Source organism: Maribacter thermophilus (genome assembly GCF_001020565.1).
Classification (GTDB): domain Bacteria; phylum Bacteroidota; class Bacteroidia; order Flavobacteriales; family Flavobacteriaceae; genus Maribacter; species Maribacter thermophilus.
In genome coordinates, this window is record NZ_LDAS01000001.1 from 1247029 (window position 1) to 1270764 (window position 23736).

General features: G+C 33.2%; 21 protein-coding genes and 1 pseudogene. 3 read left to right on the forward strand and 19 right to left on the reverse strand.

All coding sequences use genetic code 11. The features are described from left to right. Nucleotides 1-55: 55 nt before the first annotated feature. From ilvN to AB657_RS05480, 8 genes are all read right to left on the reverse strand, one after another. On the reverse strand, nucleotides 56-583 hold the full coding sequence (ilvN, locus tag AB657_RS05445; protein ID WP_047245565.1) for an acetolactate synthase small subunit: 528 nt from the start codon (nucleotides 581-583) through the stop codon (nucleotides 56-58). 89 nt (nucleotides 584-672) lie between these two features. Further along, complete coding sequence (locus tag AB657_RS05450) at nucleotides 673-1251, reverse strand: O-methyltransferase (protein ID WP_047245566.1); 579 nt, start codon at nucleotides 1249-1251, stop codon at nucleotides 673-675. Nucleotides 1252-1254: 3 nt separating this feature from the next. Beyond that, nucleotides 1255-2988 carry a biosynthetic-type acetolactate synthase large subunit gene (ilvB, locus tag AB657_RS05455; RefSeq protein ID WP_047245567.1) on the reverse strand — a complete coding sequence of 578 codons (1734 nt, stop codon included), beginning with the start codon at nucleotides 2986-2988 and terminating at the stop codon, nucleotides 1255-1257. Nucleotides 2989-3015: 27 nt separating this feature from the next. Next, nucleotides 3016-4698 (reverse strand): dihydroxy-acid dehydratase, encoded by a 1683-nt coding sequence (ilvD, locus tag AB657_RS05460; RefSeq protein ID WP_047245568.1) that lies wholly within the window; start codon nucleotides 4696-4698, stop codon nucleotides 3016-3018. 394 nt (nucleotides 4699-5092) lie between these two features. After that, nucleotides 5093-5932 carry a 5-oxoprolinase subunit C family protein gene (locus tag AB657_RS05465; protein ID WP_047245569.1) on the reverse strand — a complete coding sequence of 280 codons (840 nt, stop codon included), beginning with the start codon at nucleotides 5930-5932 and terminating at the stop codon, nucleotides 5093-5095. After that, nucleotides 5925-6662 (reverse strand): 5-oxoprolinase subunit PxpB, encoded by a 738-nt coding sequence (gene pxpB / locus AB657_RS05470; protein WP_047245570.1) that lies wholly within the window; start codon nucleotides 6660-6662, stop codon nucleotides 5925-5927. The genes AB657_RS05465 and pxpB overlap by 8 nt, the downstream gene beginning before the upstream one ends. Continuing rightward, nucleotides 6659-7402 carry a 5-oxoprolinase subunit PxpA gene (gene pxpA / locus AB657_RS05475; protein WP_047245571.1) on the reverse strand — a complete coding sequence of 248 codons (744 nt, stop codon included), beginning with the start codon at nucleotides 7400-7402 and terminating at the stop codon, nucleotides 6659-6661. The genes pxpB and pxpA overlap by 4 nt, the downstream gene beginning before the upstream one ends. Beyond that, entirely contained in the window at nucleotides 7403-8596 is a 1194-nt protein-coding gene (locus AB657_RS05480; protein ID WP_047245572.1) for an Nramp family divalent metal transporter, read from the reverse strand. A 219-nt stretch (nucleotides 8597-8815) separates the two neighbouring features. Here AB657_RS05480 and AB657_RS05485 point away from each other — a divergent pair, with 219 nt between their 5' ends. After that, on the forward strand, nucleotides 8816-9262 hold the full coding sequence (locus AB657_RS05485) for a hypothetical protein (RefSeq protein WP_047245573.1): 447 nt from the start codon (nucleotides 8816-8818) through the stop codon (nucleotides 9260-9262). Between the two features lie 11 nt (nucleotides 9263-9273). Next, nucleotides 9274-9837 carry a hypothetical protein gene (locus tag AB657_RS05490; protein ID WP_047245574.1) on the forward strand — a complete coding sequence of 188 codons (564 nt, stop codon included), beginning with the start codon at nucleotides 9274-9276 and terminating at the stop codon, nucleotides 9835-9837. Nucleotides 9838-9867: 30 nt separating this feature from the next. Here AB657_RS05490 and AB657_RS05495 read toward each other — a convergent pair. The 4 genes and pseudogenes from AB657_RS05495 to AB657_RS05510 form a co-directional block, all read right to left on the reverse strand. Further along, a pseudogene (locus AB657_RS05495) lies at nucleotides 9868-10581 on the reverse strand (YifB family Mg chelatase-like AAA ATPase); the annotation flags it as partial. 461 nt (nucleotides 10582-11042) lie between these two features. Next, the gene (locus tag AB657_RS05500) at nucleotides 11043-11609 is read right to left on the reverse strand and encodes a hypothetical protein (RefSeq protein WP_047245575.1); all 567 of its coding nucleotides are present in this window, start codon (nucleotides 11607-11609) and stop codon (nucleotides 11043-11045) included. After that, on the reverse strand, nucleotides 11606-12064 hold the full coding sequence (locus tag AB657_RS05505; protein WP_047245576.1) for a hypothetical protein: 459 nt from the start codon (nucleotides 12062-12064) through the stop codon (nucleotides 11606-11608). The genes AB657_RS05500 and AB657_RS05505 overlap by 4 nt, the downstream gene beginning before the upstream one ends. 20 nt (nucleotides 12065-12084) lie before the next feature. Further along, nucleotides 12085-12300, reverse strand: a complete 216-nt coding sequence (locus tag AB657_RS05510) for a hypothetical protein (RefSeq protein WP_047245577.1) — start codon at nucleotides 12298-12300, stop codon at nucleotides 12085-12087. A gap of 100 nt (nucleotides 12301-12400) precedes the next feature. Here AB657_RS05510 and AB657_RS05515 point away from each other — a divergent pair, with 100 nt between their 5' ends. Next, a complete protein-coding gene (locus AB657_RS05515) occupies nucleotides 12401-12661 on the forward strand; it encodes a helix-turn-helix domain-containing protein (RefSeq protein ID WP_047245578.1) in 261 nt (86 codons plus the stop codon). 321 nt (nucleotides 12662-12982) lie between these two features. On the opposite strand, the gene AB657_RS05520 is transcribed toward AB657_RS05515, so the two are convergent. Genes AB657_RS05520 through AB657_RS05550 form a run of 7 tightly spaced genes read right to left on the reverse strand, consistent with a single transcriptional unit; the run spans nucleotide 12983 to nucleotide 23532 of the window. Continuing rightward, complete coding sequence (locus AB657_RS05520; protein ID WP_047245579.1) at nucleotides 12983-13720, reverse strand: SOS response-associated peptidase; 738 nt, start codon at nucleotides 13718-13720, stop codon at nucleotides 12983-12985. Next, nucleotides 13720-14169, reverse strand: a complete 450-nt coding sequence (locus AB657_RS05525) for a LexA family protein (RefSeq protein ID WP_047245580.1) — start codon at nucleotides 14167-14169, stop codon at nucleotides 13720-13722. Before AB657_RS05525 ends, AB657_RS05520 begins: the two co-directional genes overlap by 1 nt. Further along, nucleotides 14169-15425: a Y-family DNA polymerase gene (locus tag AB657_RS05530; protein WP_047245581.1), complete on the reverse strand. Its 1257-nt coding sequence runs from the start codon at nucleotides 15423-15425 to the stop codon at nucleotides 14169-14171. The genes AB657_RS05525 and AB657_RS05530 overlap by 1 nt, the downstream gene beginning before the upstream one ends. Nucleotide 15426: 1 nt before the next feature. After that, on the reverse strand, nucleotides 15427-18672 hold the full coding sequence (locus AB657_RS05535; protein ID WP_047245582.1) for a DEAD/DEAH box helicase: 3246 nt from the start codon (nucleotides 18670-18672) through the stop codon (nucleotides 15427-15429). A gap of 8 nt (nucleotides 18673-18680) precedes the next feature. Further along, complete coding sequence (locus AB657_RS17610; RefSeq protein ID WP_052958635.1) at nucleotides 18681-20534, reverse strand: site-specific DNA-methyltransferase; 1854 nt, start codon at nucleotides 20532-20534, stop codon at nucleotides 18681-18683. A 2-nt stretch (nucleotides 20535-20536) separates the two neighbouring features. After that, a complete protein-coding gene (locus AB657_RS05545; RefSeq protein WP_047245583.1) occupies nucleotides 20537-23251 on the reverse strand; it encodes an ATP-dependent DNA helicase in 2715 nt (904 codons plus the stop codon). Beyond that, nucleotides 23248-23532, reverse strand: a complete 285-nt coding sequence (locus AB657_RS05550; RefSeq protein WP_052958636.1) for a helix-turn-helix domain-containing protein — start codon at nucleotides 23530-23532, stop codon at nucleotides 23248-23250. The genes AB657_RS05545 and AB657_RS05550 overlap by 4 nt, the downstream gene beginning before the upstream one ends. Nucleotides 23533-23736 lie beyond the last annotated feature (204 nt).

Consider the following 23736-nt stretch of genomic DNA (forward strand, 5'->3'; position numbering starts at 1 on the left):
AAATTGTTTTTAAATGTTCTTTCCCGAAAGGGAATTGATTTAGTTATTTATTTAATTAATTATGTTGAAACTCTTCGAGTAAGGCGGTTATCTGCATTACTTCTTTACTTACGGATATACGCCCCGATCTAACAAATTGCATAATTCCGAAAGGTTTTAGCATTTCGTACATCTCATCGATCTCATATCTTCTTCCACTCTTCGCTAGCACAAAAAAATCACGTGATACCGTCACAATTTGAGAATTGCTCTCTTTTATGATATTTTGAATCTGACGTTCATCGAACAATAGATTCGAGGCAATTTTAAACAAGGCCGATTCTTGATAGATGGTTTCGTCATCTATGTGATAAAAGGCCCTTATCACCTCAATTTGTTTCTCTATTTGTCCCACAATGTTACGGACCCATTTTTCGGTCGTATGTACCACGATCGTAAATTTTGAAACATTGTCTATTTCAGATTTAGATACGTTTAAACTCTCTATATTGATATGTCTTTTTAAAAATATTCCCGAAATCCTATTTAACAAACCCACGTTGTTCTCAGAATAGACCGAAATAGTAAACCATTCTTTTTTCATAATTCATTTTCTAAAAATGCGCCACTCGTCGCGGTAGCCATAACTTATACTTATTTTATCTTATCCATTATCCCGAAAAACAACGGACCTTACTTTTTTACAACAATGACTATACCTGTTGACCAATTTAATTTGGTCAACACCAAATCTTCCCTTTTTTCCAGATACGCCATTAAACCATCAACATTTTTTTGATGTCCCTCTGGCCAATTGGGCTGTTCGGACATATCATCGACCACGTAGAACCCACCTGTTTTCAAAAGATCCAATACATCATCTATCTGCCCATATTTACCTGGCCAAGCATCTGCAAAAATTACATCGAACTTGGCGTCTTTATAATTATCTATCCATTGTTCGCCGTCTTCGCAAATAATATCCACCCTACTGTCGTTACCGAAGTTGAACTTGGCAATATCCGTTAATTTGGGATCATTGTCCACTGTTGTCAACCTCGATTTTTCATCCATACCATCGATCATCCAAGATAAACTTAGGCCAATACCCGTACCCAACTCCAGAATATTGGCACTTGGCTTGGAACTTACCAAAGTTTTTAACAAGGTTCCTGTGTACAAATCGGACGGCATATTAAACCCCACCTCTTTAGACTTTCGTTGTAAGTTCCCATAAATTTTGGGCACATCCTGGATGTTCGTATCGTTCATCGATTATTTTAATCTGATTTCAGAAACGGCCGCACCTGATGGAATCATAGGAAATACATTGTCTTCTTTCTCTACTTTTACTTCAAGGAAATATGGATTTTCGGAAGCTATCATTTCTTGAATGCTCTTCTTTAAATCTTTTCGCTCACTTACCCTTTTGGCCTCTATGTGATAGCCTTCGGCTATTTTCACAAAGTCTGGATTGGTCATTACCGTTGAAGCATAACGACGGTCAAAGAACAACTCTTGCCATTGTCTCACCATTCCTAAATGATCATTGTTAAGTACTACGATCTTAACCGGAACATTATGTTGAAAAATAACGCCCAATTCTTGAATCGTCATCTGGTAACCACCGTCTCCTATAATCGCGACCACTTCCCTATCCATAGCGCCCATTTTGGCGCCAATGGCCGCGGGCAATGCAAACCCCATGGTTCCTAATCCGCCAGAAGTAATATTACTTTTGGTTTCCTTGAACTTGGCATATCTACAACCTATCATTTGATGTTGCCCTACATCTGTTACGATAACAGCTTTTTGGTCAGAGGCTAAATTAATTTCTTCAATAACCTCCCCCATGGTCAACCCTTCCTTGGTAGGATGGATATCGTTCTTGATAACCGTATCGAACTCTATTTGATACTTTTCTTTAAAAACATTATGCCAATCCACATGGGAATTTGATTTTACCATCGGCAACAATAATTCAAGAGTTTCTTTGGCATCCCCTAAAACAGGAACATCGGCATGTACATTTTTATTGATTTCGGCCGGGTCTATTTCAAAATGTATAACTTTTGCTTGTTTTGCATAATCTTCCAATCTACCTGTAACACGGTCATCGAATCGCATTCCTATGGCAATGAGCACATCGCACTCATTGGTAAGTAAATTAGGTCCGTAGTTACCGTGCATACCAACCATACCAACATTTAAGGGATGGTCGGAGTCTAGAGCGGAGGCTCCCATAATGGTCCAAGCGGCAGGTATGCCCGTCTTTTCCACCAAAGTTTTAAGTTCATTTTCCGCTTTACCGAGTATAATACCCTGTCCCCAAACTATAAAGGGCTTTTTAGCATTGTTTATAAGTTCGGCAGCCGCTTCAATGGTTTTTATATCCGGTTTCGGAGTTGCTATATAACTTCTGACCGCAGTACATTTTGTATAACTAAAATCGAACTCTTCGAACTGAGCATTTTTGGTAATATCTACCAACACCGGTCCTGGGCGACCAGACCTTGCTATATAAAATGCCTTTGCCATGATTTCTGGTATCTCAGAGGCACTGGTAATTTGATAGTTCCATTTGGTTACGGGAGTAGATATACCGATAATATCGGTTTCTTGAAAAGCGTCAGACCCCAATAATTCCCTTGTCACCTGTCCGGTAATACATACCATTGGGGTAGAGTCTATTTGGGCATCTGCCAGGCCGGTAACCAAATTGGTAGCTCCGGGGCCAGAGGTCGCCATGGCCACCCCTACTTTGCCCGATACCCTTGCATACCCTTGGGCAGCATGGGCTGCACCTTGCTCATGTCTTGTAAGTATATGGGTAAGTTTGTCTTGAAACTTATATAATTCGTCGTACACAGGCATAATAGCTCCTCCGGGGTAACCATATAATATATCTACCCCTTCCTCTAGCAAGCAATGTATGATCGCTTCCGCTCCGCTAATCTTGATCGTTTTTTGGGTCGACTCTTTCACCTTTTTTTCTTTCAATGTTTCCATATCAAAGTATTAATAATATGCTTTGCCCTAAAACTCATCCGTTACACAACCTTTGGAAGCCGATGATACGGTTTTGGCATATTTGTATAAAATTCCTCTTTCAGCTTTTAATTTAGGAGCTACCCATTTCTCTCTTCTTTTTGTAAGTTCTTCTTCAGAGATTTCAATATTTATGGTATTGTTCACTGCATCTATAGAGATAATGTCACCATTTTCGACCAAGGCTATATTACCACCAACCTGAGCTTCGGGCGCTACGTGCCCTACAACAAAACCATGAGAACCACCAGAAAATCGGCCATCGGTAATCAGTGCAACATCTTTACCCAGACCTGCCCCCATAATGGAAGATGTGGGCTTCAACATTTCTGGCATACCCGGAGCACCTTTAGGACCTTCATATCTAATAATAACTACGTCTCCTTTTTTAACCTTACCGTTTTTAATACCCTCGTTCACGGCTGTTTCACTATCAAAAACATTGGCCGTACCCCTGAAAGAAAGTCCTTCTTTTCCTGTAATTTTTGCCACGGCCCCTTCTGTAGCCAGGTTACCGAACAATATTCTGATATGTCCGGTTTCCTTAACTGGATTATCAAGAGTCTTAATAATTTGCTGACCATCTATTAGATTGGGGACATCTTTTAGGTTTTCGGCCAAAGTTTTACCTGTAACCGTTAGGCAATCGCCATGAAGCATGCCATTGTCCAACATATATTTTAATACTCCCGGTATGCCTCCCACTCCATGTAAATCTTCCATAGAATATTTTCCACTAGGCTTTAAATCTGCCAATAAAGGGGTATTGTCACTTATTCTTTTAAAATCCTCTAAGGTAAATTCCAATTTTGCCGCTTTGGCTATTGCCAAAAAGTGGAGCACGGCATTTGTAGATCCGCCTAGTACAGTTACCAATCTAAAGGCATTTTCTAAAGATTCTTTCGTAACGATATCTAAAGGCTTTAAGTCTTTTTCTAAAAGCAAACGTAGGGCCTCACCCGCCTTTTTACTTTCTTCTTCCTTAATGTTTCCGTTGCTTACCGCAGGATTAGATGAGTTAAAGGGTAACGACATGCCCAAAGCCTCTATGGCCGAGGCCATGGTGTTTGCAGTGTACATACCACCACACGCACCCGCTCCCGGACAAGCTTTATGTACCACCTCTTTATATTCCGCTTCATCTATGGTTCCGGCTACTTTTTGACCATAAGCCTCAAAAGCAGAGATTATATCCAATTTTTTACCATTATGGCAACCAGAGGCAATAGTACCTCCATAGACCAAAATAGAAGGTCTGTTCAACCTTAACATTGCCATCAAGGCTCCCGGCATATTTTTATCACAACCTACAACCGTAACCAAACCATCATAACTCATGGCTTCTACTACAGTTTCCATAGAATCGGCGATAATATCTCTTGATGGTAAGGAAAAACGCATACCAGGAGTACCATTTGATATACCATCACTGACCCCTATTGTGTTAAAAATCAGTCCGACCATATTGGCATTTTCAGCACCTTTTTTTACATGTAGGGCCAAATCGTTTAAGTGCATATTACAAGGGTTTCCCTCATAACCTGTACTTGCTATACCGATCAATGGCTTTTGTAAGTCTTCATCTGTTAAACCAATAGCATGTAGCATTGCTTGCGCTGCCGGCAAGGTAGGATCTTGTGTTACACTTTTACTGTATTTATTTAATTCCATATTTATTCTAGTATGCTTATATCAATTTTATAATCGGTCTTAATCAAAGATAAAAGTTTAAAATCCGCCTTTTTTTTATCCATAACGACAGATCCAAATTCAATTTTACCAAAATCACATTAATTAATTGAAAATCAATTAGTTACATATTCTTTTTATATCATATCCAATAAATCAAGATATTGGATATTACACCAAAAAAAAACCTGTATCGGAGTTTTCTGATACAGGTTTTTAAATCAATAAAAAATCTATATCATTCCCGTTCAGGAATAATAATGACCACATTGATTAGTATTTCGTTCAAATTCATAAAACAATATTACATTAAAATATTCAAATTACCCGCACCATGTAAATAATTACTTTTAAAATTTTGTTTATAATATAACAACTATATCAATTTAAAGGACACATTGTTTCCTTCCCTTTTTTGAGCCAAAATTGAGATGGCCTTATCTGACAACTGGAGGATTCGTGGATACCCACCCGTAGTCTGGCCGTCTTTCATAAGTACGATCAATCTGCCCGAAGGTGTTAGTTGCACCGTTCCCGGCAAAGTGGCAGAGGTCAACATACTATACTCCAACCCCACAATATTTTCTTTTAACTGATAGGCCATTCTATTGTTTTGTTTGGATATGGTGAAATCTTTAGAGAACAAACTTTCTAGCTGTCTATCGTCTAACAAATCAAATTCCGGAGCTTTATATACTTCCAAAATGGTTTCGTCCAGAAAACTATCTGTTTTTATTTCTGAGATCTTTGGTATAAAATCGGCATATCCGTCATAAGGTATACTATCACCATCTTTTAACCTGTTCACTTGGGTTATAGGGATATAAAACGACCTACTGGACAGTACTTCGTTTGTGGTAAAACCACCCTTGATGGCAAGATAGGCCCTAAACCCTTTGTTCAATTTACCATAGGAAAGAATATCTCCTTCATGAACCTGATATATTTTATAGTTCCGAACCGGTTCGTTGTTTAACGTTACCGACATAGAGGCTCCTGCCATAACTATGGACGTGCTCTTTTCGAAAATCAATGTTGGTCCGGTCATCGTAATTTCCAGTACGGCATCCGTCACTTTATTTTCTAAAAGCGAATTTGCCTTTTTTACAGAAATATGATCCATAACCCCAGAGACGGGAACGCCTTTGTTTCTGTAACCAAACCTTCCTAAATCTTGAACACTGGTATAAAACCCCGATTTTAAAACCTTAAGCATTTAAAACAATTTTTTCTGGTTTATAAATACCCACCTCGGTTTCTATTTTATGTAAGTTGTACTCTGCCAAGGTAATTTGTTGAAATTGGATTTTATCACCTACACTTACGAAACAGGGGTCCTCTTTATTGATATCGAAAATAGGAATAGGGCAGCTTCCTATAATGTTCCACCCTCCGGGGGAGTCTTGTGGATAAATTCCCGTTTGTTTGCCCGCTATGCCCACAGATCCCTTTTTTACCTGTAAGCGAGGTTCTGATTTTCTAGAAACCTCCAATTCTTTCGGGAGCCCGCCCAAATACATAAAGCCAGGCAAAAAGCCTATACCATACACGGTATAAACATGACTTGTATGTAGCTCTATGACCTCGGACACTGTTTTTCCAGCCTTTTGCGCCACCTCTTCCAAATCTATTCCAAAATCCAGATCATACAATACCGGCAGTTTCCATAGCAGTTGTTCTCTTTTACTACCTTTTTCTATATTGGCATACCACTCCCCTATTTTCTTTTTATAGGTAATATAATCTACTTTTTCCACTTGGTTTACCACTAATAGCGAGTTATAGGCCGTTACCGTTTCCCATATTCCTTTGGGCAAACAATGTGTTTTTAAATACTCATCAAACAAGATGATACTATCGAGTATGTTTTCATCTACCATATTCGGCCACTCTATTAAAATGGCATGCTCTCCATAAGGTTTAATTTTAATAGGTGCGTGATTCATTTTTTAAAGAATATATGTTGATTGGGCATTTCTTCTGAAAGGTACATCAATATTTGTAATGCTTCGGGTGTATCGCCATGTACACAATAAGTATCTGCAAAAAGTGTTTTAATGTCTTTAGAAACGGTACGTACCTTGTGTTCTTTAATGATAAGTATCAAATGTTCCATGACCTCTTTTGGGTTTCTAATAATGGCATTTTCGTTTCTTCTAGAAACCAAGCTCAGATCATTGTTATAATTTCTATCGGCAAAAGCTTCTCTCTTTACTTTAAAGCCCTCTGTCTCTGCCAAAGTTTCAATTTTAGAACCATAGGGCACATATAAGAACAAACGAGACCTATAGGGCTCTATGGCTCTTAAAAATAAGGCCGCCAAAGATTCGTCTTTGGCAATATCGTTGTAAAGCGCACCATGTGGCTTAATATGCACAAGCTCCGCTCCTTTATCCATACATACTTTATGTAGGTCTGCTATTTGCTCTTGAATACTTTTTACAAGTACACTCTCGGATATCTCCATGGAGACCCTTCCGAAATTTAATTGATCCGGATAGGCCGGGTGTGCCCCAATCTTTACATTATTGGCTTTTGCCAATGTTACGGTTGCGGACATAGACTCTGTATTGCCAATATGACCACCACATGCAACATTACAAGAAGAAATGAAGGGAAAAAGTTTGTCTTCATTTTTTACACCCTCACCAACATCACAATTAATATCAATAAAATACTTGCTCATCTACAATAAATCAAAAACCTTTAAAATACTCTTTACCCCTAATACTATGGATAAACATACGATAGTTATCCCCATCAAGTTTTGCAATAGATTATTCTTATAAATCCCCATTACAGAAGTCTTGTTCACGACCCATAATAGAAATATTGCTATTAAAGGTAACAGTATGCCATTGGCAACCTGTGCAAACTTTATTACCTCTATGGGTTTAATACCGAAAAATAGGAAAAAGACGCCCAACCCAAGAATTGTCATCCAAACCATTCTGAATTTATTGTTTTTAAATCCGTTCTCCCACCCAAAACAGCTAGCGGCAACATAAGCGGCGGCCAAAGGTGCGGTTATCGCAGAAGTAACCCCTGCAGCAAACAACCCGACCCCCATAAAATATTTTGCCCCTGCACCATACAAAGGCTCCAACCCCTTAGCAAGGTCCATTACACTACGTACCTTAACGGCATCTATGGATGCAGCGGATATTATAATACACAGAGATACGAAACCTCCTACCGCTATAGAAACAAAAGTATCTCTCTTACAAGATTTCAAATCACTTTTTGATTTCCATTTCTCACTTACCAAAGAGGCATGAAGAAATAAGTTATATGGAACCACCGTAGTACCCACCAAGGCAATAATGGTGAGCAGGTTCTCATTGGTAACCTTTGGCACAAACAAACCTTTTATTACTTCTATAATATCGGGTTTTGTAATGATGGCCGTTAATACAAATGAAAGGCTCATGATCAACACCAATACTACAAAAGCCTTTTCCAACACCTTATAATTGCCCAGATATAATAGACAGAAAGCCAAGCCGCCGATCAAAAAAGGGTAATACATTATATAGGTATCCCCAAAAACTGCTTCCAGCCCTAAACTCCCACCTCCAATATTGCCTGCCTCATAGGCCGCATTACCAATAACCACCGCCGCCAGAATTATAATAATGACAGTATTTCGTATCCATTTATTTTTAAATTCACTTTTTATGACCTCTGCCAAACCCTTTTGGGTAATTATACCCAATCTAGCGGACATCTCTTGAAGTACCATGGTCGCAACAATGGATAAGAGCATTGCCCACAATAAAGAATAACCGAACTCAACTCCCGCTAGGGTACACGCAGTGACCGTTCCCGGACCAATAAAGGCTGCGGCAACTAAAACTCCCGGACCAATTTTCTTGAACATTTGTATAATTTATGGTTGAATGTAAAGATATATGTAAAAACCCCCAAAAATTTGCCTTCTCAAAAATTGAATTTCACAACAGATTTAACATTTTAAAATGCCGTTCATCTAAAAAAAAGTCATTCGTCTAAAACTAAGATGTCATACATCGATTTTAAATAATAAACCTAAAATTTTGCTGTTATTAATAACCCCGAACCAAAAAACTTAACCTACTTAATGACTTGTGTAGAATGTAAAAAGGAACTAGGATATTTAGACCATAAAAATGCGATTGACAGTTTAGGAGTTGAGCTTTGCTCACATCATCATGGTCTTATGCTAGAACTTATAAGAAAAAAGAAAACACCATTAGAAGCTATTCAACTTTACTATGGATTAAAGGAAGCCGGAATACAGGGAATGCTAGAATGGTGGGATGGTAAAAAGTCGATAGATATTGCCATATCAAGAGTAAAACTGAATATAGAAATAGATTCTGAATATGACAAACTAACGGAAGACCAAGCTATTAACCAATTAGAAGAAGCTATGCATTCTTTTAAAAATGGTTTTACGACCATTCGAATTCCACATATTTTAATCCGCAATTATTTAAACGAAACGGTACAAAATATAATAGGAATAATAGAAGGTCTAAAAGCAAACATCAAAGTAATCAATTAAAACGCACTTCTATGGACCGTTCCAATAAAACGCTTAAAACACCGATTAGATTGGCATTGGCAACTTTGTTGGTAGGTATAGTGATGCGAATATTAAACTGGCCATATGCCAAAATCGTAATATTTATATCTTTTTTGGCTATTGGCGTCCTATATGCCATACGTTTTAGCAAAAAGAAAAACAAGCGGCCCGTGTCTTATGTAAAAATGATCTTGGTCTTGTTTTGGACCACTAACGGTATGCTCAGAATTTTAGACTTCCCCTACACCATAGTTTTTCAGATAGGAACAGCAATTACCTTTATCACATGGTTTGCCATGGAAGGTACCGCTTACTTTATGGATGATAACCGAAAACCAAAAAATTCCGTTACAGAAATAATATGGAATTTTGCCATGGTAATAGGGGTACTTACCATTATATCCGGAGGCTTAATGCATCTTCTAGGTTGGGATTATGCTATTCCTACACTAACCGTAGGGCTTACCGTAGTAACGGCGTATATCTTAAAAGACATCTTTAATTCCTCAAAAAAGGAGAACAGCGATAACAATAACGAAGAATTATCGCTCTAAAAAGCATTATAGCTAGTACAAAGTTATTTGTTAACCCAGCCAGCCTTCTCTATCCAGCGATCTATATTGTATGGCCTCGCTTATATGACTCCCATTTAATTCGGGTTCACCGGCCAGATCCGCAATGGTACGGGAAACTTTTAAAATTCTATCGTAGGCCCTTGCGGATAGATTCAACCGTTCCATAGCATTTTTCAACAGCTCTTTTGATTTATTGTCAAGCCTACAGAACTCCCTTATCTGTTTGGTATTCATTTGGGCATTATAGTGAACATTTTCCAACCCTTTAAACCTTTTTGTCTGTATCTCTCTAGCGGCCGTCACTCTTTTTCTGATCTCTACACTGCCCTCACCTTTCCGGTCTTCTGATAATTTTTCGAAAGGCACGGGGGTTACCTCTATATGAATATCTATACGATCCAAAAGAGGCCCTGAAATCTTACCCAAATACCGTTGCATTTCTGCCGGTGAGGAGGTAACGGGAGCATCGGGATCATTAAAATACCCTCCAGGGCTTGGGTTCATACTGGCCACTAACATAAAGCTACTTGGGTAGGTAACCGTGAAACGGGCCCTTGAAATGGTCACTTCCCTATCCTCCAAGGGTTGCCTCATAACTTCGAGTACACCGCGTTTAAACTCTGGTAATTCATCCAAAAATAGAACCCCGTTATGGGAAAGTGATATTTCTCCTGGTTGCGGGTAGGCCCCGCCGCCTACAAGGGCCACGTCTGTTATATTATATATTGAGGGGGTAAAAAATATTATGAAGTATATGACTATCATTATCAATATTTATCTCTTAAAAATAACCAAAATTTCCCAAAAAAACATACCACACCCTTAATCAAATAAAATCTTAATCCCTACTGGATTTATAGGGTCAAAAAAAAAGAAAACTAAAAAAAGTAAGCGATTTTTATCTTTTAAGGGTTTAAACTCAGACTAACTTAAACCAGTCATTACCTTTGACCTATTAATCTTTTATAAGTTTAAAAAAAGTAAACTTTAAATTATTAAAAAGCTAGAATTTTTAAGATTTTAAGAAGGAAGCTCTTTGTTTTTAACTTAAAGAGTTAACGAAGTTAAATCTTTTTTTTTAGAAATGCAATTTGATAAAATTCTGTATTATTTTATGTTAATAATCATTTAAATTATCGACGAATGGTTGATTTTGTTAAGAAACATTAACATAAAATAATAATTTAATTTATTATTTCAACTACTCCAGTATAACTCCCATTAAATTGTCCTAAAGTTGTAACTGCATTAAAATTGAAATTAAAAGTGCCATCATTAAGTTCATTTACAATTATCCTTGCTTCTTCATTTACAATATCATTTTGATTCATAACTGTATTATATGATTGAACCTCATTATTTGAAATTTGATATTGATTACTAAAACTTAATACTGATAAGTAGTTATTTGAGTTTCCATCCTCGTCATAGTTAAAAGTAATACTTGGTAAAATTGAAGCTTCTACTGGTACTCTAACCACAAACCCTAAACCATATTCAAAGTCATTAGAAAATAATTGTGGATTTGAATTAAAATCTAATATTTCGCCTTTGGTTAAAAGGATTGTATAAAGACCACTATTACCTAAATTATCTCTTTTTATATAAGCATTAGTAATTTCATAACTATTATTAGCTATTGTAAAAGTGTTTTGATTATTTACATCATTCGTATTATTTTCATCAGATGATGAGCAACTAATTAATAAACCAGTCAAAAATAAAACTGTAATAAGTTTTGTAAATTTCATAAGACAGTAGTTTTAAATTCATTTTTTAAGTAATTCTTGATATTTGGGCTATCTACTTTTATTAACTTTTCTTGTAATTCAGGATAAATTTTTGCACCTGTTATTCCTTTGATTTTAGTAGCTTTTATAACATCTGATTTTAATACAAAATCTAACACTAAAGGATTGTCCAAATAAGGCTTTATAAGGCTTTTGAACAAAGTATTATAATGCCATCCTTTATCACACTCAATAAAATGTTTGAGGATATTTACCATTTGGGATTTAATCTCATTGATAATTTTTTCCTGTTCCTCATCACTCATATTTTTCAAATTGTCAATAATTGATTTAAAATCTTCATTGGCAAAATCAATTTGTATTTGTTGCTTGTAAATTGTAGCCTTTTTACAAAAGGAACAACTCCATTTGAACTTTGGTTTATTCAGTTTATCAGGAATAAAAACTAAATTCATTGTATTTCCACAAGAGCAATTCATTTTTTTCCTTTATTCATAGAATTCCCCCATATATATAGTGCTACTATAAAAATGATTATCATTACAATTAAAGCTCCAAACCCTAAACCTCCACCCCCTTTATGTGAATCATCAAATGCGTGAATTGCATCAGAATGAGCAGATGCTCCAGTTTGAGCCTTTATGTTAATTACATAAAGCATTACAATTACAACTGATATACTTCTATTCATTTTATAATCTTTGTTTTAATCCATAACAATAATACAAATTAAAACTAAATATAGGCAAGTTTGCCCATAGGTTTCTTTGCCTAATTGCACACTTTTGAGTGTGAAAAAATCTAATAAAACAAGAAAGCCTCCTGTAAGAAATGACAAGCTTTTAAAAGAGTTTGGTATTAATTTGCGTAAAATCCGAAAGCAAAAAGGGATTACTCAAGAACACCTAGCTTTTGAAATTGAATTGGAAATTTCACAAATAAGTAGAATTGAAAGAGGTATGTTAAACACTACCATAAGTACTGCTTATGAGATTGCTTCTGCATTAAATGTTGACTTAAAGGATTTATTTGATTTCTCTAAAAAAGATTGAGAAACAACCCTATCTCTTAACCACTATTTTAGACCTATTTTACCCTGTTTTTTTCACAAGGGTTCTCAACTAGTACAACAATATAATCAAAGTTTGAGAAAATCATTTTGTCTAATCTTGGGAAAATGTGTTTAAAATTGTGAATTTTAAATAAAAATCTGATTTATTGACCAAAGAAGTAAATATATGCTTTAAACAATCCAAAAATTACCAATAATATAATCAAAATCAAAAAACCACCCTTCATACTATCCAAAATTCTGTTAGAGTAATTATCGAAGTAATCATTATATCTTTTATCCTTTTTTTCCCTTTTTAACATTAAAATAAAGTATTCAATTCATCATAGTGAACTTGATTTACAATCTCTGAAATATTAGTATTTATTCTTGCATTGAATAAATCTCTACTTACAGTAAAAGTTGATAATTGTGAATCATCAAATTTATGATTTACCAGTTCTTTGATTTCATTATCATTTAATGAATCTGATAACCAGCTTTCTTCATTTTCTTTAGATAGAATTACTGGTTGTCTTTTTCTTAAATTGTGAATATCAGCAAAAAGTGGAGATGCTGTTTTAGTTAGAATTGTGAAAGTAAAATATTCATCTATTGAAGTGTAAATTCCTGCTAGTCCAAAAACTTCATCATCAGTTCTTTTTATATGATAAGGATATTTCTTTCCTTTATAATCGTGAGGTTCATAAAAGCCTGTAACTGGAATTATACATCTTTTTGAACTGACTGACCTTTTATAAATGAAGTGTTCAAATAGCTTCTCTGATTGAGCATTAAGACCTCCACCAAATTGTACTGCTTTTTTATAATAGTCTCTTAAACCTTCTATTTTGGTGTTTGAGGGTGCAATTCCCCATGTTCCTATTGTTAGTACTGATGGTTCTTCTTGTGGTATAAATAGCATATTAGGATGTGAAAATCCATTTAGATGATATGAGGGTATGTCAAATGCATCCCTAGAATCTTCATCATATAGGCTTACTTTAAACCTATTTTCTAATTTAACTACTTTCTTTGTCTGACTGGTATGGAAACACATTATAAATCTCTAATGAAATGTTGAACTATTCCTAAACATAAAATTGTATCATCTTCTCCAATTTCAATATTTGGAAATGATTTATTATCAGCAATTAAAATGTTTTTCTCCTTATCAAATCTTTTAACTGTAAATTCTGTATTATTTACTGATAGAATTCCAATTTTATTATCTAATAACTCCTTATCTGACTTGACTATCAACAAATCTCCTATTTGTAAAGTTGGGTACATTGAATCTCCCTTTACTCTTACTAAAAAAGTTGCATCAGGATTTGTTAAATATTTAGAATCCAAACTGATTCTTTGCTCTTTAAAATCGTCAGCAGGACTTGGAAACCCTGCTTGAACACCATCTGAAAAATACTTAACCTTAATTTCATCTTCAAGTAATTCAAATGGCACAAATTCTAGTTCTGAACTTAACTTTGGTATTTTAACTATACTCATTATTCAACCTCTAATAATTCATTCCAGTCAGTAGTATATTTTTTTGAAAGTCTCTCTTGTCTCATCTTCCATGTTCTACCTAAATCCTGACTTCCTAATCTTACCTTTTTTTGACCAGTAATTTTGTTCAACTTATCAATTGTTTTCATTAAAGATAAATGTTTTGGATTTTCCTCACAAAACATATTTAATTGCCTTTGATTTTCAGGAACAATTCCCATAACCATTACACCTGCCTTTTTATAATAATATCCCTCCTTGAAAATTGACTTTAAACCAATTTGAGCATATTTATTAATTGTCAATGATGAGTTTGTAGGATAAGGTAATTTAACCACTATATTTTTTCCATATTGCCTATGGTCTTTTCTATGAGAATTAGTGTGTAAAAAAACTAAAATCAAATTAGTACATGAGTTCTGTTTCCTCAATTTTTCAGCACATGATACTGCAAAAGTTGAAATCCTCTCTTTAACTTCATTTAAACTCGATAGGTTTTTTTCAAAAGAGCGAGTCGTTGCAATAGCTTTTTTGTTTTTGACTTCATCTAAATCTAAAGTCATTATTCCCATTAATTCTCTTTGTAGTCTTAAACCAACTATTGAAAACTCTTTTCTTACCCATTCACTAGGTAATTCAGTAAACTGATAAGCATTAAAAACATTATGTTTTTTAAGTCTATCTGAAATTCTTCTTCCAATTCCCCACACATCTTCAATTTTAGTCCATTTAAGAGCTTTTAAACGCTTTTCTTCTGTGTCGATAACATAAACCCCTTCTGTTAGGTTTTGATACTTCTTAGCTATCTTATTTGCGATTTTAGACAAAGCTTTTGTAGGGGCTACTCCAATTGATACTGGAATTCCAGTCCACTTTTTAACTTTAGCTTTAATTTCTAAACAATAAGAATTAAAATCATATTGGTCAAAACCTTCAAATTTCAAAAAAGCTTCATCAATTGAATAAATCTCAACATCAGGAGTATAGGTTGATAAGATATTCATTACCCTGTTACTAATATCTCCGTATAAAGTATAGTTAGATGAAAATACATTTACACTATTTTTATTAAAAACCTCTTGGTATTGATAGGCAACTGCCCCCATAGGTATTCCAATTTCTTTAGCTTCATTTGAACGTGCAATTACACACCCATCATTATTTGACAAAACCACAACTGGCTTTCCATTTAAGTCTGGACGAAACACTCTTTCACAAGAGGCATAAAAGCTATTACAGTCAACTAAAGCAAACATTTTACTCTTGGTATTCAACACCAATGACCTCTAACTGGTTTTCACTGGTAATATTGTCAATTGTCATTTTAGGAAATGCAGGATGTAAGGCTGATAATTCTAAAGTATAACTTCCAAATAAACTATCTCCTTTTTCTTGCTTTAAATTTAGCTTTCTTACAGTATATCCCTCTGGCTCATAATAATCCTTGATTGAATTATTATATATCAAACCTATCTTATCTTCTATTTGAGATAATTTGAAATCTGTATCAATTAAAATTAAATCATTAGCATTATACTTGGGATTTAGTAAACCTCCAATAACTTTTATTGCTATAACTGTATTAGGGTAATCTTTTTCAGGTACTTTTACCCACCCTGATATTTTAACTTTAGATTGCTTTTTATAAAACCTTCTATGTGCGTTTTTAGGAGTGTAAAGAGGTAAATAAGTTTTATATTTAAGTTCCTCATCAACTGTACTCTCTACTTCAAGTGAGTTCTTAAATTTATCAAAAGTAGTTTTAGCATTTTCAACAAAATCATTCCATGAATCCCCTTCATCAAATACATCTGCATAACTATCAAGTACCATGATACCGTTGTATTTTTTTATTATATCATTCCCTTCTGCTTCATTAAGTTTTTCCAACAATTGACTTTTCTTGTTGTCAAAGAATTTTTCTCCTTTGCCCTCAACTACATAAAGCATATCTTTATACAATACGATGAAATCAGGGAAGTATTTTTTACTACCGTATGAGAAATGAATTTGCCTATCATTTTTAATCCAAAAAGGAATTAGACCAACATTATTTTCATTAGTAATTATATCAAAATAATCAGCTAATTTCTTTTCAGTATAAGAATCGAATTTAGAATAGTCATAGATATTATTATCATATCCATAAAAATTATAACCCTCTTTAATTAGTTCGATAAGCTTTGTCTTATCTTTTAGCTTAATCCCATCCTTGTTCTCAATTTGGTCAATCGGAATGGTAATGGTAGTCTCTGTAAATTGCTTCTTTAAGTTCCAACTATCTTCTGCAAATATTGGTTTAAAATCTAATCGGAAATATCTTTTCTCAATGTAATTTCTGTAAAAGAATGAAAATGTATTTCTGAAATGGTTTCTAACAAGTTCTTCATCAGAATCTGAAATGTGATAATATTGCAATCCTATCTCGTTTAATTTATTCATATAAACCTGAAACTGTTTATTTATGAAATCCGTATCAGGAAGACAATACAATTGACTTGTTACATGACCTAAAATTGATTTTGCATCTTTATTCCCTAGAATTAATTGTTTGGGTTTACCTCCTGCATTTTGAATTTGATGATGATATTCTTTTTTGTCTGCAAAAACATCAACTTCAACAAAAAAAGAGCTTGGTTTATATTTTACAAATCTTTTAATTTCATCACTTTCTCCTGAAAAGCAATTATCATCAGTAAAACTCTCAAGTATAGCATCAGTATTTGTAATTAAATCTACTAAACTTACTTTCTGACCATTTTCTTCTTTTACTTTAAAATCTGCCTTAATATGTGGCAAATACTTACCATCTAATAAATGAGATTTAACATTGTTATTAACCTGTTTCTTTTCTCTTTCATAAGAAAGATATTTATCAATCAAGCCAAATTCTTTTTGTATGGCTTGTATTTGTTCTTCAAAATTTTTCCCCTTATCACAAACTATATGTAATCTTTCTGCTTGTTGTAATAAAACATCATCAATATCATCAAATTCTCTCTTTTCTTTATTAAGCCGTACTCCTCTACCTATTATTTGTTTTACAGATGTTTTAAATTCTGTATCTGTATCATTGATTACTGCCATTGCATAGATATTAGGCAAATCAATACCTTCATCTAGCTTTTGCATATAAACTACCAGTTCAACTTCATTAGTTCTAATCTCATTAAACTTCTTTTCAGTTTCCTTATCTGACTTTCCATGATAAAAAATTGAGGTTTCTGCAATATCCTGAATATCCTTGCTAATTTTTGATATATCATTTTGATATTCACTTTCCAATAAACCCTTTATCAAATTGATTATTTCTAGGTCTTGAATCGCTATTTTATCCAATATGATGTTCAAGTTATCAATATCATTTGAAAGGTCATTTTTAATATAGTCAAATACAATTTGAGTATATTTTGTGTCATCTTTAACTTTTACAAAAGATATAGGCTTCAATCCTTTTGCTTTTTCATCCAATAAGACTGACTTCTTTTTAATTAAATGTATTAGGAAAAGTGTTATTAGTTTTAACCTCTCTGATTGTGGAACATCAGTTTTGGATTTTTCAACTTTTTCAGGAGTAGCTAATGCAATCGCTCTTACTAACTTTCCATGACCATCTTCTAATAAGCTTCTGATGTCATATTTGAAAGCAATAGTTTGATTCTTTTTTTCTTGGTCTCTATTGTTTTCTACTGCCGTTGCAGTAAACTCAATAACCGATAAAGGATGAAAGTTTTTAATTATTTTACCAGACCCTCCTTTACTTTGAGCGTGATGGGCTTCATCTGTAATAATTACTAATTTCTTGTCTTGTAAAAATTGTTTTATCCCTATGGTATTTCCTTCTTCATCTTTCCATATAGCAGATTCCCACGCTTTTTCTGTATTTGTTGCATTTGCACCAAACTTATCCATGTTAAAAATGAATATATTTGGAACATCTTTATCTGTAAAAAGATTCTGTTGATAATTATCCCCAGTAATTAAGTTATATTTAAACGGAGAATCATCAGCCCAAACAGATTCAAAATTTCCACTTGTAAAATTCCTGACTGTTTTATGATATATATCCTTTTTTGCATGTGGAGTAATTATTAAAAAATTATCAATCCCATGCTTTTTATTTAATAAATATATGGAAGCCCCCATCAACATAGTTTTACCACTTCCTGTCGCCATTTCATAGCCTATATAAGGTGCTTTCTCCCCTTTGGCAGTCTTATCTAACAAATCTTTAATAAGTGGGCTTATTCTTCTACCAGTCTTTTTATTTAAGTCAAGCTCGGCTTGTGAAGTTGAAAACAAATAATCTAAAACATATAAGGCATTCATTTGATAATACCTTAATTGGTGTTTAGTAATTCCATCTTCTAAACTATTGAATATCGAAAATTCAGAAGTTGAAAATAAAGCAGTTTTGTTTACTTGATAGTCTGATACTATCTGTTTTAACTCCTTTTCGTACCTCTGATAATATGAGGCTATAAGTGTCTTTAATTTTGCCATAGCCAATATTATTTTTCTAGTTCGGAAAAGATTGCTTTTGGCACTTTAATTACCTCTAAATCATCAGGCTTACTTTCATAGGCAATTTCAACTCCTCTGTTTGTGAATACGTTAATATATTGAGGGTTATAATGTCTTTTAACATGTTGGTATATATGAAAAATCTCATCATAAGCCATAAAATTATTGTTTTCATCAGGTGCATTTAATGAAATAATTGCAACCCTTTTTTTAGTTCCAACTTCTTGTAAGCCAATTAAAGGAATTTGATTATCAGGAAATATAAATCCATTTGATAAATCAATACTATAATCTATAATGTAATCATAAGAAGCTAAAAAAGATTCTTCAATATATCTTCGTCCCAATCGCCAATTGAAATCGCCTGTACCATCTTGATTTAAAGTAATTATACTTTCTCCTAAATGATAATATTTAAAACTACCTCCTCCTTGCCAATTAACTTCCTCTGAAACACCAAGTTTATCTTCATTAGATATAACTTTAAGCATTCTAGGTAAAATCACTTCATCAGCATGACCACCAATCTCTACACCTATCCATTTTCTATTCATTTTATGTGCAACTGAAAATGTAGTACCACTACCACCAAAAGAATCGAATACTAAATCCCCTTCATTAGTACTTAAATGAATAATTTTCTTTAACAATTTTTCAGGCTTCGGTGTATCAAATATTTTATGTCCGAATAAATCTTTAATTTCTTTATTAGCAGTCCTAGTAGTTCCTGATTCATCTCCATACCAAACACTTTCAGGCAAATCATCTAAGTCCTTGTCAAACCAAATTGATTCAGGTACTCTACCTTTTTGATTCTTCAAATATATTTTCCTAATTATTCTGGTTTCATCATCTGAAAAAATTATTTCGCCTGATTTTATTTTCTCCTTTACAGTTTCTTTACTCCATCTCCAACCATTTTCAGGAGGAGAAATTACATTCCCTGATGGAGTTTTTATATCATATATTAAGTTTGGTCTATATAATGAATTTCTAACATCCCCACTTCTCCAATCCCCATTCGGGTCATTATCTGGATTTGAATAATTAATATTATGTTTTTCTAATCTTTCATCTAATCCCAATTTTATTTCATCATTTTTTCTGTAACATAAAATATAATTATGATGTATTGAAAATTTACCTTCATATCCTTTTCCTTGTAGTGAATGTTGCCATATTATATTACCCATGAAATTCATCTTACCAAAAATATCATCCATCAATAATTTTGCATGAAATATTGCGTTGTCATCTAAAGTTACCCAAATGAACCCATCATTTGCCATTAAATCATAGATTCCTACCAATCTATCTCGAAACATTGATAACCATTCAGACATTTCGAGATTATCATCATACTGCTCAAATGCATTACCAGTATTATATGGAGGGTCAATAAAAACACATTTTATTTTTTCTTCATCTGGCTTATTATCTAAAATCTTCTTTAATGTATTGAGAGCTAATAAATTATCTCCCTTTATCAACATATTGTCTATACTTGAGTCTTCTTTTTTACCTTCTTCAATAATCCACTCTTTTAATGTATCAGGTAAAGTTCCTTCAACATCGTTTTGAGTTCCCTTAAAAGTGTTTTGTAATACAAGTGGTCTAGCTTCCTTAACTCTTATATCATTTCTATCAACCCAATAAGGTGTTAATCCTTTTCCTTCTTCATCATCAATTTCATAAAAAAGAGCATCTTCTTTATTTATCCAATTAATTTTTGGAGCAGGAATATCTGAATCCATTTTAATATCATCTTGATTTCTTACAAGAATAGATTTTTGTTTGTTATACCATTCTAGTGATAGCGAACCTTTGTATTTTTTAGCCATTTTTAATTTCTTTTTGATTTGAACCTACAAACACATTTTGGGTCATTACAAGTATGTTCTAATTCGTTATTTCTTATTTTGTTTGCAGCATCTATGATTCTGTTTTTCATATCATCTAAATCATTTGCTGTCAATTCGTTTTTATGTGAATCGTTTTTATCGAGATTGTAAATTTCTAAAAAGTCTGCATTATCCCCTGTTAATTCTTTATATCCTAAAGCGTAGAGTTGTAGTTGGTCAATTGTAGCATTATAGGCTTGGGCATCTTCTGTCGATTTAAAGTCAATAATTACCCTCTCCTCTGTTCCATCTAACTTTTTTCTTTTAATCAAATCCATTTGACCATTAACAATTATTCCATCCCCTAAATCTAACTGAATGTCCTTTTCAGCATATTCTATTGTTGGAAATTCATCTTGATTTTTATCGTGATAAACTTCTACTGATTTTATTGCTCGTTTGGTCATATCTCCCTCAACTACTGACAAAGCATAAGGAAAATTAGTATGCCTATCAACAAGTTCAGGAATTTCTGATTTATCTAATACGTTTCCTTCAATTGCCTCTCTGTGCATTTCCATTAAAGACCTATGAATTGCACTACCATAACCAATTCTAGCCCCTAGAGGATTTTGAAATCCATAAAATGACCAAAACTTAAATGAATATGGACAATCAAAAAATGCTTTTAACAATGTGAAGTTTAAAGATATATTAGCAAGTTCTCCTAAATATTGTGGAGTAGTTTTATTTCTTTCTGAATAATCTCTCCCTTTAGATGTGAACAAGTATTCCGATTGTCTTATTTCTTGACAAAATTCAGATTCTTTTCCTTGCATTCTACCATCAGGAGACCTACTTATTAATAAAAACTTTTTAGCTCTAGTTATTGCAACGTAAAGAAGCCTTCTTTCATCTTCTGTACCTGTGGCATATCGCTCAACATCTCTTATTGGCAACGATAAAATAGATTTTAGAATAGTAGCGTTTTTTCCAGTAGGTTTAGATGAAGGTAGATAGTTTCTATTAAGACCAGGTATAAAGACAACTGGAAATTCCAACCCTTTAGATTGAAATATTGTCATTATTTGGACTGCATTAGGTGTCTTAAAAGTATTGTTCAACCAACCTTCAGGATAATAATTTTCAGCAGAATATTTTAAGAAGTTCATAAAACTACTTAACTTCCATTGTGGGTCTGTTTTAAAATAAATGGTTTCAAAGTCATTTATAATTTGACTAAACATACCTAAATTGTAAAATACTATTTCTTCACTATTATAACCTAAAGAATTATCTTCATCATTTTCAAAAACATCTTCACTTATCCCTGCTTTCTCTATAAAGGTCATGTAAATATCCTGAATATTAAATGCTTCGTAATAAGTATCCCTATGAGGGATTTTTTTATCTAAATATGCAATAGCTTCCCTTAAATCACTTGAATTAATTTTAGAACTTAAACCTTGCCAATATAATTCAAGAATTGTACTATCAATTTCTCCTTGTAAATAGGAAAAGATTGCCTTAGCAGACTGTATTTCAGGTCTATTGAATAGTTCATTTACACCTGTAACAATGAAAGGAATATTGGCATCTGAAAGGGCTTCCATAATTGGTTTAGCTTTTTTCCACTTTCTTACTAATATTACCATATCTCCATAGTCTAAACCTCTTGATTTAGTTTCTAATTTATCTTTAAACTCAACCCCTATCAAGTTATTTATGCTATCAACTATGGCTTGATTTTCACTACTAATATCTTCATATTGATTGAAAAGAATATCTCCTCTTTCATAGTCTTGATGTCCACTTGCATTCATTGACTTTTCAAGTCTTTTAGTATTATTTGTAATACAATTCAAGGCAACATCTATAATACCTTTAGAACATCTAAAATTATCCTCTAACTTTATATACTCAACATTATCATACCTATTTTGAAAACCTTGAATATAATTTACATCACTACCCCTCCATTGAAAAATAGTTTGGTCATCATCCCCAACCACACATAAATTACAATTCATCTCATCAAACAGTTTTACTATTTCTTCTTGAATTGGGTTTACATCTTGATATTCATCAACAATTAAATATTTAGTAGAATCTTTTAGTTTTTGATATAAGTTCTCATCATTTCTTGCTTCCTCAATTAACTGGGTCATAATCATTGAGAAATCAAAGTAGTAGTGCCTATGCAAAAGTGATTCATATTTTCTTAATGCCTCAATATAGCTTTCATCAATATTTTCAAGAGTTTCAGATTCTCTTAATGCTGATATAAGTGATGTAAAATGTCCTGTGTCTTTAAACCTCTCAAAGTTTAAGTCCATCATTCCACTTTCCTTAAAATATTTATCAATGAATAATTTAAGTTTTATCTCATCTAACACTCCATATTTTTGATACTTATACATGGAATCCTGTAATATCTTCAAACACCATGAATGTATTGTACCAACATACATTTCAGCAATACCAGTTTGTTCAGGTAATTGTTCTTTACATTTCTTTAATACCCTTGCTTGTAATTCCGAAGCAGCTTTTTCAGTATAGGTAAATGCTATTATTTCAGATGGATTTACTCCTGATTTAATTATTTCAACTATCCTTTGTGAAATAACTTCTGTTTTACCTGAACCTGCACAGGCTGTAATCAACAAGTTTTTATCTAATGTATGAATTGCTTTATATTGATTATCTGTATATTTCATTCTTTATCTTTCAATCTTCTTTTTGTTAGATTTATCGCTTTAATTCCAAATTCTTCTCCTTCTACTTCTTGAATTATTTTATCACTTAACCAATAAGTAAATACTTTTTCTTTATCTAATTCAAGAGCATCAATTAAGTTTATTAATTGCTCTTTAGTAGGCTTTCTTTCTCCATTTTCAATCCTGCTTATAGTTGCAACATCAACTCCAACAAGACTTGCCAAATCTTTCATTAAAAAACCTTTTTTCTCCCTATATGATTTTATTAATTCTGAAAGCATTATGTAGAATTACTAAATTGACATCTCTTGTCAAATCTAAAAATAATAATCGACCTAATAATCATTTGTTTTGAGTAAGTTATAAACATCTGATAAATAAATTTTTTATATATATCAGGTGTAAAGTAACCTCGTTGTAAACCCCCACCCATATACTTTATTTGGGGGCATACGCCCCATAAAATTTAGAGGTTAAAATTACTG

What these genes read in the sequence shown, in the direction of transcription:
- ilvN (WP_047245565.1), bottom strand. Translation starts at nt 583, where the DNA reads ATGAAAAAAGAATGGTTTACTATTTCGGTCTATTCTGAGAACAACGTG.
- AB657_RS05450 (WP_047245566.1), bottom strand. Translation starts at nt 1,251, where the DNA reads ATGAACGATACGAACATCCAGGATGTGCCCAAAATTTATGGGAACTTA.
- ilvB (WP_047245567.1), bottom strand. Translation starts at nt 2,988, where the DNA reads ATGGAAACATTGAAAGAAAAAAAGGTGAAAGAGTCGACCCAAAAAACG.
- ilvD (WP_047245568.1), bottom strand. Translation starts at nt 4,698, where the DNA reads ATGGAATTAAATAAATACAGTAAAAGTGTAACACAAGATCCTACCTTG.
- AB657_RS05465 (WP_047245569.1), bottom strand. Translation starts at nt 5,932, where the DNA reads ATGCTTAAGGTTTTAAAATCGGGGTTTTATACCAGTGTTCAAGATTTA.
- pxpB (WP_047245570.1), bottom strand. Translation starts at nt 6,662, where the DNA reads ATGAATCACGCACCTATTAAAATTAAACCTTATGGAGAGCATGCCATT.
- pxpA (WP_047245571.1), bottom strand. Translation starts at nt 7,402, where the DNA reads ATGAGCAAGTATTTTATTGATATTAATTGTGATGTTGGTGAGGGTGTA.
- AB657_RS05480 (WP_047245572.1), bottom strand. Translation starts at nt 8,596, where the DNA reads ATGTTCAAGAAAATTGGTCCGGGAGTTTTAGTTGCCGCAGCCTTTATT.
- AB657_RS05485 (WP_047245573.1), top strand. Translation starts at nt 8,816, where the DNA reads ATGACTTGTGTAGAATGTAAAAAGGAACTAGGATATTTAGACCATAAA.
- AB657_RS05490 (WP_047245574.1), top strand. Translation starts at nt 9,274, where the DNA reads ATGGACCGTTCCAATAAAACGCTTAAAACACCGATTAGATTGGCATTG.
- AB657_RS05500 (WP_047245575.1), bottom strand. Translation starts at nt 11,609, where the DNA reads ATGAAATTTACAAAACTTATTACAGTTTTATTTTTGACTGGTTTATTA.
- AB657_RS05505 (WP_047245576.1), bottom strand. Translation starts at nt 12,064, where the DNA reads ATGAATTTAGTTTTTATTCCTGATAAACTGAATAAACCAAAGTTCAAA.
- AB657_RS05510 (WP_047245577.1), bottom strand. Translation starts at nt 12,300, where the DNA reads ATGAATAGAAGTATATCAGTTGTAATTGTAATGCTTTATGTAATTAAC.
- AB657_RS05520 (WP_047245579.1), bottom strand. Translation starts at nt 13,720, where the DNA reads ATGTGTTTCCATACCAGTCAGACAAAGAAAGTAGTTAAATTAGAAAAT.
- AB657_RS05525 (WP_047245580.1), bottom strand. Translation starts at nt 14,169, where the DNA reads ATGAGTATAGTTAAAATACCAAAGTTAAGTTCAGAACTAGAATTTGTG.
- AB657_RS05530 (WP_047245581.1), bottom strand. Translation starts at nt 15,425, where the DNA reads ATGTTTGCTTTAGTTGACTGTAATAGCTTTTATGCCTCTTGTGAAAGA.
- AB657_RS05535 (WP_047245582.1), bottom strand. Translation starts at nt 18,672, where the DNA reads ATGGCAAAATTAAAGACACTTATAGCCTCATATTATCAGAGGTACGAA.
- AB657_RS17610 (WP_052958635.1), bottom strand. Translation starts at nt 20,534, where the DNA reads ATGGCTAAAAAATACAAAGGTTCGCTATCACTAGAATGGTATAACAAA.
- AB657_RS05545 (WP_047245583.1), bottom strand. Translation starts at nt 23,251, where the DNA reads ATGAAATATACAGATAATCAATATAAAGCAATTCATACATTAGATAAA.
- AB657_RS05550 (WP_052958636.1), bottom strand. Translation starts at nt 23,532, where the DNA reads ATGCTTTCAGAATTAATAAAATCATATAGGGAGAAAAAAGGTTTTTTA.